12 protein-coding genes are annotated in these 14,633 nt (G+C 36.9%); 10 read left to right on the plus strand and 2 right to left on the minus strand.

The annotated features are described in order from the left end of the window. The first annotated feature begins 91 nt into the window (after positions 1 to 91). The 3 genes from G8O30_RS04200 to pyc all read left to right on the plus strand — a co-directional run bounded on the left by G8O30_RS04200 (position 92) and on the right by pyc (position 5,216). Positions 92 to 373: an Fpa/YlaN family protein gene (locus G8O30_RS04200; RefSeq protein ID WP_239673739.1), complete on the plus strand. Its 282-nt coding sequence runs from the start codon at positions 92 to 94 to the stop codon at positions 371 to 373. Between the two features lie 173 nt (positions 374 to 546). Further along, positions 547 to 1,755 carry an FtsW/RodA/SpoVE family cell cycle protein gene (locus tag G8O30_RS04205; RefSeq protein ID WP_239673740.1) on the plus strand — a complete coding sequence of 403 codons (1,209 nt, stop codon included), beginning with the start codon at positions 547 to 549 and terminating at the stop codon, positions 1,753 to 1,755. A 20-nt stretch (positions 1,756 to 1,775) separates the two neighbouring features. Then, positions 1,776 to 5,216, plus strand: coding sequence for a pyruvate carboxylase (pyc, locus tag G8O30_RS04210; protein WP_239673741.1), 3,441 nt, complete (start codon positions 1,776 to 1,778; stop codon positions 5,214 to 5,216). Between the two features lie 49 nt (positions 5,217 to 5,265). On the opposite strand, the gene G8O30_RS04215 is transcribed toward pyc, so the two are convergent. After that, positions 5,266 to 6,204, minus strand: a complete 939-nt coding sequence (locus G8O30_RS04215) for a COX15/CtaA family protein (RefSeq protein ID WP_275576519.1) — start codon at positions 6,202 to 6,204, stop codon at positions 5,266 to 5,268. A 438-nt stretch (positions 6,205 to 6,642) separates the two neighbouring features. On the opposite strand from G8O30_RS04215, the gene cyoE reads away from it, so the two are divergent. The 7 genes from cyoE to G8O30_RS04250 all read left to right on the plus strand — a co-directional run bounded on the left by cyoE (position 6,643) and on the right by G8O30_RS04250 (position 13,264). Continuing rightward, entirely contained in the window at positions 6,643 to 7,557 is a 915-nt protein-coding gene (cyoE, locus tag G8O30_RS04220) for a heme o synthase (RefSeq protein WP_239673742.1), read from the plus strand. Positions 7,558 to 7,707: 150 nt separating this feature from the next. Continuing rightward, positions 7,708 to 8,784 (plus strand): cytochrome c oxidase subunit II, encoded by a 1,077-nt coding sequence (coxB, locus tag G8O30_RS04225; RefSeq protein ID WP_239673743.1) that lies wholly within the window; start codon positions 7,708 to 7,710, stop codon positions 8,782 to 8,784. Positions 8,785 to 8,804: 20 nt separating this feature from the next. Further along, on the plus strand, positions 8,805 to 10,700 hold the full coding sequence (ctaD, locus tag G8O30_RS04230; RefSeq protein ID WP_239673744.1) for a cytochrome c oxidase subunit I: 1,896 nt from the start codon (positions 8,805 to 8,807) through the stop codon (positions 10,698 to 10,700). After that, complete coding sequence (locus G8O30_RS04235; protein WP_239673745.1) at positions 10,697 to 11,326, plus strand: cytochrome (ubi)quinol oxidase subunit III; 630 nt, start codon at positions 10,697 to 10,699, stop codon at positions 11,324 to 11,326. Before ctaD ends, G8O30_RS04235 begins: the two co-directional genes overlap by 4 nt. 3 nt (positions 11,327 to 11,329) lie before the next feature. Beyond that, complete coding sequence (ctaF, locus tag G8O30_RS04240; RefSeq protein ID WP_239673746.1) at positions 11,330 to 11,659, plus strand: cytochrome c oxidase subunit IVB; 330 nt, start codon at positions 11,330 to 11,332, stop codon at positions 11,657 to 11,659. Between the two features lie 232 nt (positions 11,660 to 11,891). Further along, the gene (ctaG, locus tag G8O30_RS04245; RefSeq protein ID WP_239673747.1) at positions 11,892 to 12,776 is read left to right on the plus strand and encodes a cytochrome c oxidase assembly factor CtaG; all 885 of its coding nucleotides are present in this window, start codon (positions 11,892 to 11,894) and stop codon (positions 12,774 to 12,776) included. Positions 12,777 to 12,796: 20 nt separating this feature from the next. Next, positions 12,797 to 13,264: a DUF420 domain-containing protein gene (locus tag G8O30_RS04250; RefSeq protein WP_239673748.1), complete on the plus strand. Its 468-nt coding sequence runs from the start codon at positions 12,797 to 12,799 to the stop codon at positions 13,262 to 13,264. A 65-nt stretch (positions 13,265 to 13,329) separates the two neighbouring features. On the opposite strand, the gene ytvI is transcribed toward G8O30_RS04250, so the two are convergent. Further along, positions 13,330 to 14,388 carry a sporulation integral membrane protein YtvI gene (gene ytvI / locus G8O30_RS04255; RefSeq protein ID WP_239673749.1) on the minus strand — a complete coding sequence of 353 codons (1,059 nt, stop codon included), beginning with the start codon at positions 14,386 to 14,388 and terminating at the stop codon, positions 13,330 to 13,332. Positions 14,389 to 14,633: the final 245 nt, after the last annotated feature.

Raw genomic sequence — 14,633 nt, forward strand, 5'->3', positions numbered from 1 at the left:
TCAATTAGACACGTTTTCCCTTGCATTTTTCCTACTTTAACGGTAAGATTTTTAAATAGATACATTGATTTGGTCGAATGGGGGGATACACATGGCGTCTGAGATGATCGTTAACCATCGAGAGAAAGCTTACTCAATACTGCAAGCTGATGCTGAAAAAATTGCCCAGCTAATTAAAGTCCAAATGGACAACTTAACGATGCCTCAATGTCCTCTGTATGAAGAAGTTTTGGACACCCAAATGTTCGGACTGTCAAGAGAGATAGAGTTTGCCGTTCGTCTTGGATTAGTGGATGAAAAAGACGGGAAAGAAATCATGGATCGACTTGAGCGTGAAATGTCTTCTTTACACGAAGCATCCTTAAAAAAATAATGCTATAGTGAACACGTGAAAAACTCAGACAAGTTGTTATAACAGTCCTGAGTTTTTCTTGCATTAATGCCCATTTATTACTATGTCTTTGTAAAGATTAGAGGAGTTTGACTGATTGGTGTAGAAGTTAGGGAGAGTTGAAACTTGTTCATTTGAAAAAGGTAGGAACGATAATGTTATTTAAAAAAATCCTAAGATCGTATGATTATTCGTTAGTTATTACATACTTTGTTTTATGTTTTTTTGGTTTAGTGATGATTTATAGTGCTAGTATGGTGTGGGCGGCAAGTTCAAGTAAGTTTAACTATGACGCTACCTATTTTTATGATAAACAGCAGACTAATATCATAGTAGGCGCAATTGCTTTTTTCGTGTTTGCAATTGTTCCTTATAAGGTTTTTCAATTAAAACCTTTGCAAATGTTAATGGTAATAGGTTCCTTTGCATTGTTAGCATTTGTTCTATTCACAGGTAATGTGGTAAATAATGCACAAAGTTGGTTTACTGTCGGTACAAGAGCTTTGCAACCTGCTGAATTAGCAAAATTAAGCGTCATTTTATTTACAGCATTTGTTTATAACAATAAATTAAAGTCTGGGAACATTCAAAGTTTTGGTAATGGCGTTTTACCGCCAATTTTCTATCTAGTTCTTATATGTTTCCTAATATTCTTACAACCCGATGTGGGAACAGCATTTATTATTTTTTCCATCGGCCTTTGTATGATTCTGGCCTCAGGGGTAGGTGGCAAGAACATTATTAAACTAGTAGGAGTTGCCGTGGTTGGTATTGGTATTATGATTCTAGGTATTATTATGTCTGGGAAAGACATTTTAACAGACGAGAGGGTAGGAAGATTTATTGGTTATTTAGAACCTTTTGAGAATGTAGAAGATGATGGATATCACTTGGTTCAATCCCTTTATGCTATTGGTTCAGGTGGCTTAAGTGGTAAAGGTTTAGGAGAGAGTATTCAAAAAATGGGATATTTGCCTGAAGCTCACACAGACTTTATAATGGCTATAATATCCGAAGAACTCGGAATTTTCGGAGTATTCATAGTTGTTGTTGGATTAGGCTACATCATTTTTAGAGGACTTACAATCGCTGTTAGGTGTAGAGATCCTTTTGGAACACTTATTGCTGTTGGTGTTTCCGCCATGTTTGGAATACAAAGTTTTATTAACCTAGGTGGCATGTCTGGTTTAATACCAATAACCGGTGTAACGCTTCCTTTTATCAGTTATGGAGGTTCTTCCATGATTGTTATGTCAGCTGCTTTAGGGCTACTAGTAAATATATCCATGTTCACAAAGTATGATCATCATTATCGTCCAAAGAAATCGTATGACCAACAAGAACAAGAAAGACAAACTGCTTAAATCGGAGAGGAGATGCTAACGTGACCAAAATAAATAAAATATTAGTCGCAAATAGAGGCGAGATTGCCATTCGTGTCTTTCGAGCTTGTACAGAATTAAACATTAAAACTGTCGCAATTTATTCAAAAGAAGATTCAGGTGCCTATCACCGTTATAAAGCAGATGAAGCTTATCTAGTAGGTGAAGGAAAAAAACCGATCGATGCCTACTTAGATATTGAAGATATCATTCGAATTGCAAAAGAAGCGGGTGTAGACGCAATTCACCCTGGATACGGCTTCCTTTCTGAAAACATTCGCTTTGCTAAACGATGTGAAGAAGAAGGGCTAATCTTTATCGGACCTTCCACGAAACATTTAGATATGTTTGGAGATAAAGTGAAAGCAAGACAACAAGCAATCTTAGCAAATATTCCTGTAATCCCTGGAAGTGATGGGCCAGTTGATAGTTTAAAAGAAGTAGAGAGTTTCGCGACAAAACACGGATTCCCAATCATTATTAAAGCGTCGCTTGGTGGTGGGGGACGTGGAATGAGGATTGTCCGTTCAGAAAGTGAATTAGCTCAAAGTTACGAACGTGCTAAATCCGAAGCAAAGGCTGCTTTTGGTAACGATGAAGTGTACGTTGAAAAGTTTGTGGAGAGACCGAAACATATTGAAGTACAGATTCTCGGTGATCATAATGGGAACATCGTACATTTATTTGAACGAGATTGTTCTGTTCAGCGTCGTCATCAAAAAGTAGTAGAAGTTGCTCCGTCTGTTTCTTTAACGGATGAATTACGAATGGAAATCTGTGAAGCAGCTGTACGATTAATGGAAAACGTTACATACTATAATGCTGGAACAGTAGAGTTTTTAGTAGCAGATAATAAATTTTACTTTATTGAGGTAAATCCTCGAATACAAGTAGAGCATACAATTACAGAGATGATAACTGGAATTGATATCGTTCAAACGCAAATTATGATTGCAGAAGGAAAAGATATACATAATAGTGAAATTGGTATTCCTTTGCAAGAGAATATCCATACAAATGGATATGCAATTCAGTCAAGAGTAACAACAGAAGATCCATTAAACGGATTTATGCCGGACACAGGTAAAATTATGGTGTATCGTTCTGGTGGTGGATTCGGTGTTCGATTAGATGCAGGAAACGGTTTCCAAGGAGCAGTCATTACCCCACACTATGATTCTCTTTTAGTTAAGTTATCTACACATGCCTTAACATTTAATCAGGCTTGCGCGAAGATGATTCGAAACTTACAAGAATTCCGAATAAGAGGTATTAAAACGAACATTCCTTTCTTAGAGAACGTGATGAAACATGAAAAGTTCCGAACGGGTCAATACGACACTTCTTTCATTGATGAAACACAAGAATTGTTTATTTTTCCAATCAGACGTGATCGTGGAACTAAAATGTTAAGTTACATAGGAAATGTTACTATCAATGGATTCCCAGGTGTGGAGAAGAAAGCTAAGCCAGTATTTAGTAAACCTCGAATACCTGATCTTTCATTAACTGACCGTTCTTCTTTAACTGGCACGAAACAATTGTTAGATCAGCATGGGGCAGATGGATTGGTCAAATGGGTACAAGAGCAACCGCAAGTCTTATTAACGGACACAACTTTCCGTGATGCTCATCAATCCTTATTAGCAACGCGTGTGAGAACGAAAGATATTTTACAAATAGCAGAACCGACATCTGTATTAACGCCAGATTTATTCTCTCTTGAAATGTGGGGTGGAGCTACGTTTGATGTAGCATACCGATTCTTAAAAGAAGATCCATGGAAGCGACTCATAGCTTTAAGAGAAAAAGTTCCAAATGTATTATTCCAAATGCTTCTAAGAGGTTCTAATGCCGTTGGGTATAAGAATTATCCGGACAATGTAATTAAAGAATTTGTGGAAAAATCAGCATATGCTGGAATTGATGTTTTCCGTATCTTTGACAGCTTAAACTGGGTTAAAGGAATGGAAGTAGCAATAGATGCAGTCCGTCAAACAGGCAAAGTAGCAGAAGCGGCAATTTGTTATACTGGCGATATCTTAGACGACACCAGAACTAAATATTCGGTGCAATACTATAAAGAACTAGCAAAAGAGTTAGAAAATCAAGGTGCTCATATGCTAGCAATTAAAGATATGGCTGGTTTGTTGAAACCAGAAGCTGCTTATCGTTTAATCTCTGAATTAAAAGAAACGGTTTCTGTTCCTATCCACTTGCACACACATGATACTTCTGGAAATGGTATATACACGTACGCGAAAGCTATTGAAGCGGGTGTAGATATTGTAGATGTCGCAATGAGTACGATGTCAGGATTGACATCACAACCTAGCGCTTCGTCACTTGCTTATGCTCTTGAAGGAACGAAAAGACAACCAACTGTATCTATTCCTTCTTTAGAAAAATTGGGGAACTATTGGGAAGATGTACGTCACTATTATAAAGATTTTGAAAGTGGTATGAACTCTCCTCATGCAAATGTTTATAAGCATGAGATGCCTGGAGGGCAATATAGTAACCTGCAGCAACAGGCTAAAGCAGTGGGACTAGGAGAACGTTGGGAAGAAGTTGTAGATATGTACACTCGAGTAAACCATTTATTTGGTGATATCGTGAAAGTTACTCCTTCTTCCAAAGTAGTTGGTGATATGGCGTTGTTTATGGTTCAAAATGATTTAACAGAAGATGATGTATTAGAGAGAGGAGAGAGAATGGACTTTCCTGATTCTGTCATCGAATTATTTGAAGGTTATCTAGGGCAACCGCATGGTGGTTTCCCAGAAGAACTGCAGAAAGTAATTTTGAAAAATAAAAAACCTATCACCATTCGCCCTGGTGAATTATTAGAGCCAGTGAATTTCCAAGAATTACGTGAAAAGCTGTTTAATACTCTAAATAGACAAGTCACTAGTCATGATCTTTTAGCGTATGCTCTTTATCCAAAAGTTTTCATAGACTTTACAGAAACTGTAGATGCATTTGGAGATGTTTCTGTATTAGATACTCCTACTTTCTTATATGGTATGAATTTAGGTGAAGAAATTGAAGTGGAGATTGAAAAGGGAAAAACATTATTTGTCAAGCTAGTTTCTATCGGAGAAGCTCGTAATGATGGAACTAGAGTAGTGTACTTTGAGTTAAATGGCCAACCTCGTGAAGTGATAATTAAAGATGAAAGTGTAAAAACAACACTAACATCAAAAAGAAAAGCTGATCCAAAGAACGACATGCATATTGGAGCAACGATGCCTGGTACGGCACTAAGCGTCTTAGTAAAGAGTGGAGATAGCGTTAAACGAGGCGATCACTTGTTATTAACAGAAGCAATGAAAATGGAAACTACTGTTCAAGCACCATTTGATGGTGTAGTAGAGGAAATTTTCGTTCAGGGTGGAGATAGTATTCAAACAGGTGATTTACTGCTTACATTGGTAAAGTGACATATAAAAAAGCGTCTGGTTGAAAATACAACAACCAGACGCTTTTTTGTTACTCTTTTATCGCTCTCCATTTAACCATGATTAGGTAGGCAAGTAAGGCGAATAGTAATGAAACGAACAATGCATGCGCCAATGCAATGAATAAATTTAATCCTGTTACAACCACTAACATACCAGATAGTGCTTGTAATGCTACTAATATAAACGCAATCATCCATCCATAGAAAAATACCTTAACATGTCGATGATTTCTAAGGACATATAGGAAAATGTAAAGAATCCAAACAAAGATTAGTCCGGCTGCCGTTCTGTGTCCCATTTGAATCCATTCGACCATGTTTTCCGGTAAGATATACTCACCATTACGACACAAAGGCCAACCGGAACAAACTAGACTTGCTTCTGTGTGTCTTACTAACGCTCCAGTATATACAACGATGTAACTATATATGGTTACGCCAATCGTATGAATCCAAAGCTTACGAGGTATCTTAATAGCTGATACATTGAACTTCTTATCTACTTCAAAAACTAATAATGTTAGAAGTACGACAGATGCTAAAGAAATAAGAGAAATCCCAAAGTGGGCAGCTAAAACAAAATCACTTTGAGGCCAAACAACAGCTGCAGCTCCAATTAAGCCTTGAATAACAACAAATATAAATGAAATAAGTGCCAAAGGTTTTGTTTCTCTAATATGACCTATTAGTTTCCAAGATAAAACTGCCATTACTATAATTAAGATTCCTGCACTAGTAGACACGATTCTGTGTGCCAATTCAATAATGGTATCAATAGGAAAACTATCGGGAATTAGTTGCCCGTGGCATAGTGGCCAAGACCTTCCGCAGCCCATTCCAGAACCTGTTTTGGTAACTAGGGCACCTCCTAAAAGTACCGCAAGCATGACAAGGCTAGTCAGAACAGAGATTACTTTTAATATATTCATTGGTATTTTACTTGGGCTTGGTTTGCTGAAATTATTCATATACAGTCACCACTCTCTGATGAAATCTTTCTCCAAATACATGAAAATTGGAGATTTTGAAAGAATTTGTAACCGATTTGTCAAAAACTATTGAAAGTTTCGGCTATGTTTGCTAGAAATATAGATGAAGATGTAAGCGTTTAGGTAGACAAATTTCCTCTTTCTCCTCTTCTATTATTACGGTAAAATGGATAATTGAACAGTGTAAACGGAATCGTGACACAAATGTTTCATAATTAACGTCCTAAATTTGTTCATAATTTCACAAATTAGAATGTATTTCAATTTAATTATGAACACATTATGGATTTTTGTCTCGTTTCGTAGAATTAATGCGTCTAATCCAGTATAGTAGATAGTGGATCTAATTTCGAATAAAAACCTCTAAGAACAGTTTTAGTAGGTTAGAAATTGGATAGATTGGAAGGAGGATTAAATATGTCGAATAGCCGAATTGCTTCTCATACATCTGAAAACAACGGTTCGACGATTCTTACAATGAAAGACTTCCTAGCACTTATCAAAGTAGGAATAATTAACTCAAATTTAATTACTACGTTTACAGGCTTATGGCTTGCTATTACATTAACACAAACAAGCTTTTTGTCTTCGCTAGATGTCGTTTTTTTAACCTTGGTGGGATCGGCATTAGTCATTGGAGGAGCTGCTAGCTTAAACAACTATATTGATCGTGATATAGATCCTCTTATGGAACGTACAAAAGAAAGACCAACTGTAACAGGTAAAGCTAGTCCTGGAAAAGTATTGACGATTGGAATTGTTTTAACTGTGTTAGGTGCTTCTATGCTCTTTGCAGTAAATATAACAACAGGGCTTATTGGATTATTTGGCTCTTTTGCTTATGTAGGCCTATATACTTTATGGTCTAAGCGATATACTGTTCATAATACAGTTGTTGGATCTATCTCTGGGGCAGTTCCGCCGTTAATTGGCTGGGCAGCAATTGATCCTGGATTACATCCGTTAGCTTGGATGTTATTTCTTTTAATGTTTGTGTGGCAGCCACCACATTTCTATGCTTTAGCTATGAGAAGAGTGGAAGAATATAGAGCTGCTGGCGTACCTATGTTACCAGTAGTCAAAGGATTCCACGTAACAAAAATTCATATCATCGTATGGGTAGCGCTATTATTACCATTACCATTCTTTATGGGAGAGATTGGAATCGGTTTTCAAATCCTAGCAACCCTTCTTAACATTGGATGGTTAGTCTTAGGTTTAAGTTATAAACGTTTTAAGGAAGATGTAAAATGGGCAACATTAATGTTTGTCTACTCTTTAAACTATTTAACTATCCTTTTTGTTTCTATGGTGATCTTCACAATGATTTAAGTTTTACGAACAACAGGGGAACTCTTTCAATTTAGACTCTGTTCTCTAAGGACCATTTCCTGATGGAACAGAGTCTGTTTTGAAAATCCACATATATTGCACCATCCTTTACATGAGAGATTAGACACGAAAGAGGGGTTAGATGTTGCTATGAAATGGCTATCAAAATGGCGTGTGTTCTCGTTAGTTGCGATGTTGGCATTAGTCCTATCCGGATGTGGAGAAGCGTTTATCTCTACACTTCGACCAGCTGGAGAAGTCGCTCAAGAACAGTACGACTTGATGATTCTAAGTACCGTTATAATGGTTCTTGTCATCGTTGTTGTAACCGTTTTATATCTAATTGCGATTGTTCGCTTTAGAAGAAAAGATGAGAATTACATACCGAAACAAGTAGAGGGGAGCCATACGTTAGAGATCGTATGGACAGTTATTCCAATCATTTTACTACTTATTTTAACAGTTCCGACTGTAGGGTTAACGTTCTATTTAGCTGATACTTCAGCAATTGAACAAACGAATGAAGAGGGAAAGTATGACGAGTTAGTTGTAAACGTTCGTGCTAACTTGTATTGGTGGGAGTTTGAATATCCAAACGAAGAAATCATTACAAGTCAAGACTTGGTAGTTCCAACCGATCGTCGTGTTTACTTCCAAATTAAAGCATCTGATGTAAAACATTCCTTCTGGATTCCTGCTGTTGGAGGAAAGATGGATACAAACGTTGATAACGTAAACAAGTTTTGGTTAGTGTTTGACAACAACAGTGCAAATGAAGTAGACAACATTTTCTATGGAAAATGTGCTGAGTTATGTGGTCCTTCTCATGCTCTAATGGACTTTAAAGTTAAAGCGCTACCACAAGCAGAATTTGATCAATGGGTAGCAGATATGCAAAATGCTGAAGAAGTAGTTCCAACTTCTGACTTAGCATTACAAGGTCAAGAAATTTTCAATCAATCATGTATCGGATGTCACGCAGTGTCTCCAAAAGATGAAAAGCCAGAAACTGCACGTATTGCACCTAACTTAGCAAACTTTGCTGAGCGCGAACGCGTTGCGGGAGTTCTTGAACATAACGAAGAGTCAATTAAGAAATGGTTGAAAGACCCTGAGGAATGGAAACCAGGTAACTTAATGACAGATTCTTATGACGAACTAAATGACCAAGAGCTTGATGCGTTAACGGCTTATTTAATGAGTTTGAAAGTACAGGATCAACAATAGTGTAAGAAGGAGGGCTTTACGTGAGCACGATTGCGCAAAAGAAAGGCTTCGGCGCAACTCTATGGGACTACTTAACCACAGTAGATCATAAGAAGATTGCCATTCTCTACTTAATAGCAGGTGGATTCTTCTTTGTTGTAGGGGGAATTGAAGCTTTATTAATTCGTATTCAGTTAGCAATCCCTAATAATGATTTCTTATCAGCTGGATTGTATAACGAAGTATTAACCATGCATGGGACTACCATGATTTTCTTGGCAGCCATGCCATTATTATTCGCTTTTATGAACGCGGTTGTTCCTTTACAAATAGGAGCACGTGATGTTGCGTTTCCATTCCTAAATTCTTTAGGTTTCTGGTTATTCTTCTTTGGAGGAGTATTCTTAAACTTATCTTGGTTCTTAGGTGGAGCTCCGGATGCAGGATGGACATCATATGCATCACTTGCACTTGAATCTCCAGGTCATGGAATTGACTTCTATGTTCTTGGAGTACAGATTTCAGGAGCTGGTACCTTAATTGCCGGGATTAACTTCCTTGTAACAATTATTAACATGCGTGCTCCAGGTATGACATACATGCGTATGCCTCTATTTACTTGGACGACATTTGTTGCATCAGCATTAATTTTATTTGCGTTCCCTCCATTAACAGTAGGTTTATTCTTAATGTTATTTGACCGTATGTTTGGCTCTAACTTCTTTGTAGTTGAGGCTGGAGGAAATACAATCATCTGGGAGCACATGTTCTGGATTTTTGGTCACCCTGAAGTGTATATCTTGATTTTGCCAGCTTTCGGTATTTTCTCTGAAATTTTACCTGTATTTGCTCGTAAACGTTTGTTTGGATATTCATCCATGGTATTCGCAACTGTACTAATCGGTTTCTTAGGATTCATGGTTTGGGCTCACCACATGTTTACAGTAGGTTTAGGTGATATTGCTAATGCTATCTTTGCTGTAGCGACGATGGCGATTGCTGTTCCAACAGGTATTAAGATTTTTAACTGGATCTTTACGATCTGGGGAGGAAGTATTAAATTTACGACGCCAATGCTTTATGCTTTAGCATTTATTCCTTCATTCGTTGCAGGGGGAGTTACAGGTATCATGAATGCTGCTGCACCTGCAGATTACCAGTTCCATGATAGTTACTTTGTAGTAGCTCACTTCCACTATGTAATTGTAGGTGGAGTAGTACTAGCATTATTTGCTGGAGCTCACTTCTACTGGCCAACAATGTTTGGAACAATGCTAAACGAAACATTAGGTAAGATTACTTTCTGGTTATTTCTAATTGGTTTCCATGCAACATTCTTTATTCAACATTTCCTTGGATTAATGGGTATGCCACGCCGTGTCTACACGTTCTTAGATGGGCAAGGATGGGATTTATTTAATGCCATTTCTTCCATTGGTGCCGCATTCATGGGAATAGCAGTTATTATCATGTTAATTAACGTGGTAAAAACGCAAGTGGATAATGTTCAAGTTGGTATGGATCCTTGGGAAGATGGACGTACGTTGGAATGGGCAATTCCATCTCCACCGCCGTTCTATAACTTTAAACAGCTTCCTTTAGTAAGAGGTTTAGATACTTGGTGGATTGAGAAGATGGAAGGTAAGAAAGAGTATACTCCAGCGGAACCTATTGGAGATATTCATATGCCGAATAATTCATTCATTCCGTTTATGACATCTCTTGGTTTGTTCATTGCTGCTTTTGGAGCTATGTATCAAGCAGATCGTTTAGAAGATGGTACTAGAGTACACGAGTGGGCAATTCCGGTGTTAGTTATCGGTATGTTAATTACTTTATTGTCTATGTTAACTCGTTCACTTAAAGATGATCATGGTTACCATATCCATAAAGAAGACCTTCTAGAAGATGACGATAAAGGAGGGAAGGCACAATGAACGTAGAAGAAAAATTTACCGTTAAAACGTGGCCTTCTTCTCCTGAAAAGGCGACGCTAGAAGCAAAGAATAAATTCTTAGGTTTCTGGTTCTTCCTTGGTGGAGAAACAGTACTATTTGCATCATTATTTGCAACGTATTTAGCTTTAAAAGATAGTGTTCCAAGTGAGTCACATAAACTTGCAAAAGATATTTTTGATATCGAGTTAGTTTTCATCGCTACGATGCTACTTTTATTTAGTTCTTTAACATCTGTTTATGCGATGTATCATATGAAGAACTACCACTTTAAGCGCATGCAAGCATGGCTAGCTATTACTGTCTTACTAGGCTTAGCTTTCTTGGTTCTTGAAATTTATGAGTTCTATCATTATGTACATCACTATGATCATACATTTACATCAAGTGCCTTCGGATCTGCTTTCTACACGTTAGTTGGCTTCCATGGTGCCCACGTAGTGTTTGGATTATTATGGATTAGTACGTTAATGATTAGAAATGCTAAACGTGGTTTAAACTTATACAATGCTCCGAAGTTCTATGTTGCTTCTTTATACTGGCACTTTATCGACGTTGTATGGGTATTTATCTTTACAGTAGTATACTTAATGGGAATGGTGGGATAACATATGGGAAATCATGTTGAAACAGGTAACCCGACCGTTGATTATGAATATCGTCGTCGTAAAAATCGCGAAGATATGAAGCATCAAGTTATTTCCTTCGCATTAATGATTTTCTTAACGTTTGTTGCGTTTGCTGCAGTATACTTTGAAATGTCTGAGTGGTTTATCATTCCGACTATTCTATTACTTGCAGTAATCCAAGTAATATTCCAATTATATTATTTCATGCACATGAGCCATAAAGGACATGAAGCTGTCTCGTTGTTCTTGTACTCAGGTGTGTTAGTTGGATTTATTACTGTATTAGCGTTTATGACAATCGTTTGGATTTAAAGGAAAAAAGCTATCCATCATGTAGATCGTTCTACATGAATGGATGGCTTTTTTTATGCTATAGACGATAGTTGTATGTCTGAGTTCTATCTAACATATTTAGAAGAAAGAGGGGAGAAAGAAGAACTTCACAAACTCTGTTAAAAGTTCATAGAGTTGTCAATAGCTTACATTGAAAGCGTATTTACTGGAAGGTATAATAGAGTAAGAGTTTAGAGAGGTGGGTTACAATATGCCTATTAATATATTTGGCTTTGTTGCGCTCTGGAGTCCTTACTTATTAGCAGCAACGATTATTACATATTTAGGTACTATGTTTTACTTAACAAAGAAGAACAAACTTGATTCAGAACGGTACCCTATATCAATAAAACATATCATCTACTTAACTTTAACTTTTGCACTTTTCTATATTGTCAAAGGTTCTCCTATTGATTTATTAGGTCATATAACGTTCACCATGCATATGACTCAAATGGGATTATTTTATTTATTACTGCCGCCACTGCTTATCGTATCTTTCCCTAATTGGTGGTGGAAACAGCTATTACAAATCCCCATATTGTCTCAATTGTTTCATTTTTTTACGAAACCTTTGATTGCGCTAATAGTATTTAATGGAATGTTTTCTTTTTACCATATTCCATTAATCTTTGACGCTGTAAAAGTAGATGCAACACTTCACACTATCTACACTGTCGTACTATTTTTCTTTGCAATTTGTATGTGGTGGCCACTTGTAAACAAGCTAGAAGATGAATATCAATTACACGGCTTGAAGAAAATCGGCTACATCTTTGCTGATGGAATTCTTTTAACACCTGCTTGTGCTTTAATTATATTTGCGAGTTCAGGTTTATATTTAACATACAGTGACCCTCAAATGTGGTTAGATGCTATGGCGTTGTGTGTACCTGCTGGGGTTCTAGATGGGTTGTCTATTACTGGACCTGAATTATTCCACTCAATGGGAATTGTAGAAGATCAGCGTACGGGTGGAGTAATCATGAAGGTTCTGCAAGAAATTATTTATGGTGTTGTACTAGGACAAGTTTTCTTTGCTTGGGCAAAGAAAGAGAGAGAAAAAGATGAAGTTTATCCAGATCAACTAGCCTAGAGAGACAGGAGAGAGGTTATATGCCTGAATATATTCCAATTTTGCCGACTATCAGTACCTTTTTTATTCTTGCATCCGGTATTGCCGTGGCAATCGGATGGTGGCAAATTAGTAAAAGAAAGTTTCAACAGCATGAAAAAACAATGATGGTTGCTGGTGTACTAGCGCTAATTTTCTTTATTACTTACTTAAGTAGAACCATTCTAATAGGAAATACACAATTTGGGGGACCAGATGGAATAAAGCTATTTTATACTGTTTTCTTAGTTTTCCATATTATATTGGCCACTATTGGTGGTGTGCTTGGTCTATTTTCGTTATTCTCTGGCTATAAAAAGAGAATGGAAAGACACCGTAAACTTGGACCACTTACTAGCATTGTCTGGTTTGGTACTACTGTTACAGGTGTCACAGTTTATTTCCTGTTATATTGGATGTTTCCAGGTGGAGAAACAACTTCCGTTTTTCGAGCAATACTTGGTTATTAAATTAAAAGAACAGATTTCAATTGAAATCTGTTCTTTTTATGTTATTTGGTCAACACTGAGTTTCCTTAGATTTTAAAATTCCACTTAATAATGCCAGCTTCTTTAGCAGAGTTCCAAATGATAATAATTAATGGACCGACAACAAAGCCTAACACTCCGATAATCTTTAAACCTAAGTACATAGCAATTAATGTTGCTAGAGGAGATAATCCAATGTGTGAACCCATAACTTTTGGTTCTACTGTTCGACGAATAATCAATAGGATTACTGCCAAAACAGCTAGTTGTGCAGCTAATGTAGAGTTACCATTTATTAATTCCAATAAGGACCATGGAGCTAAAATAATGATAGAACCTAATAATGGAATAAAATCAATAATCCAAATAATAATCGACATTAGTATGGCTATTTCCGGTGCAATAAATAGTAGCCCAATAAGGGATACAACGAAAATAATGATACTTACTAGGAATTGAGCTTTTAAGAAACCAAAAATGACATAATTAAGACGGGAGGTCATAAAATTAACTTTGTCTGCTGTTTTTTCCGTCAGATGTTGGAAGATACTCATTTTTAGCCTAGGAAGGTCCACCATAAATAAAAATAATGCTATTAAATAAACTAAGATACTAACTAAATAGTTAGGTATGTATGCTAACAAAGCAGTCACTTTTTGAATATTTAACGTATTAGAAATGCTAGATTGAATGGATGCCAATAAGTTGTCAATTTGACCCGTAATGGTGTCTACAACTTCTTTAGGCAAGTTTTCCGCAGCATTTGTAAATTCACGTTCATATGTTTGCCAGAGAATAGAGAGTTGATTCATATATCGAGGCGCTTGATCAATAAAATTAACTGCTTCTGTAATTAATTTGGTTGAAATAAAGTACAGAGAGAAAGCTAATATTAATGTAAATAGTAAGAAGGTTATAACTACAGATAAGTTTCTTCTTTTCGTCCATTTATCTGTAAGTATCCGCACAATTGGCTCTAGAAAGAAAGCGGTAACGAGAGCTGAGATTAACGGCACAGAAACAGGAAGTATAATCCAAAGAAGAAGAATGGTTAATAGAACAGCTACGGTAATGATTAGGTTCTTTTTTGTCAAATATGCAGACAACGGAGGACCCCTTTCTACAAATAATCTATTCTTTTTATTATAGTATGTTTTGACGTAAAAAGGTAGCACAGTGCGTTGGAATTTGAAAAATACTTAGCTACCGCTCGATAGGTATGTATCGTTCAATTGCTGTGGCTATTTGTGTATAAAAAAGAGGCTGGGACAAAACCCGAAAGTGACTGCACTGGGATTTCCGCTGCAGGGGGACGCTTTCCACGGGGCGGGTTGCTGAGCCTCCTCGTCGC

It is taken from the genome of Mangrovibacillus cuniculi (assembly GCF_015482585.1).
In the GTDB taxonomy this organism is placed as follows: domain Bacteria; phylum Bacillota; class Bacilli; order Bacillales; family R1DC41; genus Mangrovibacillus; species Mangrovibacillus cuniculi.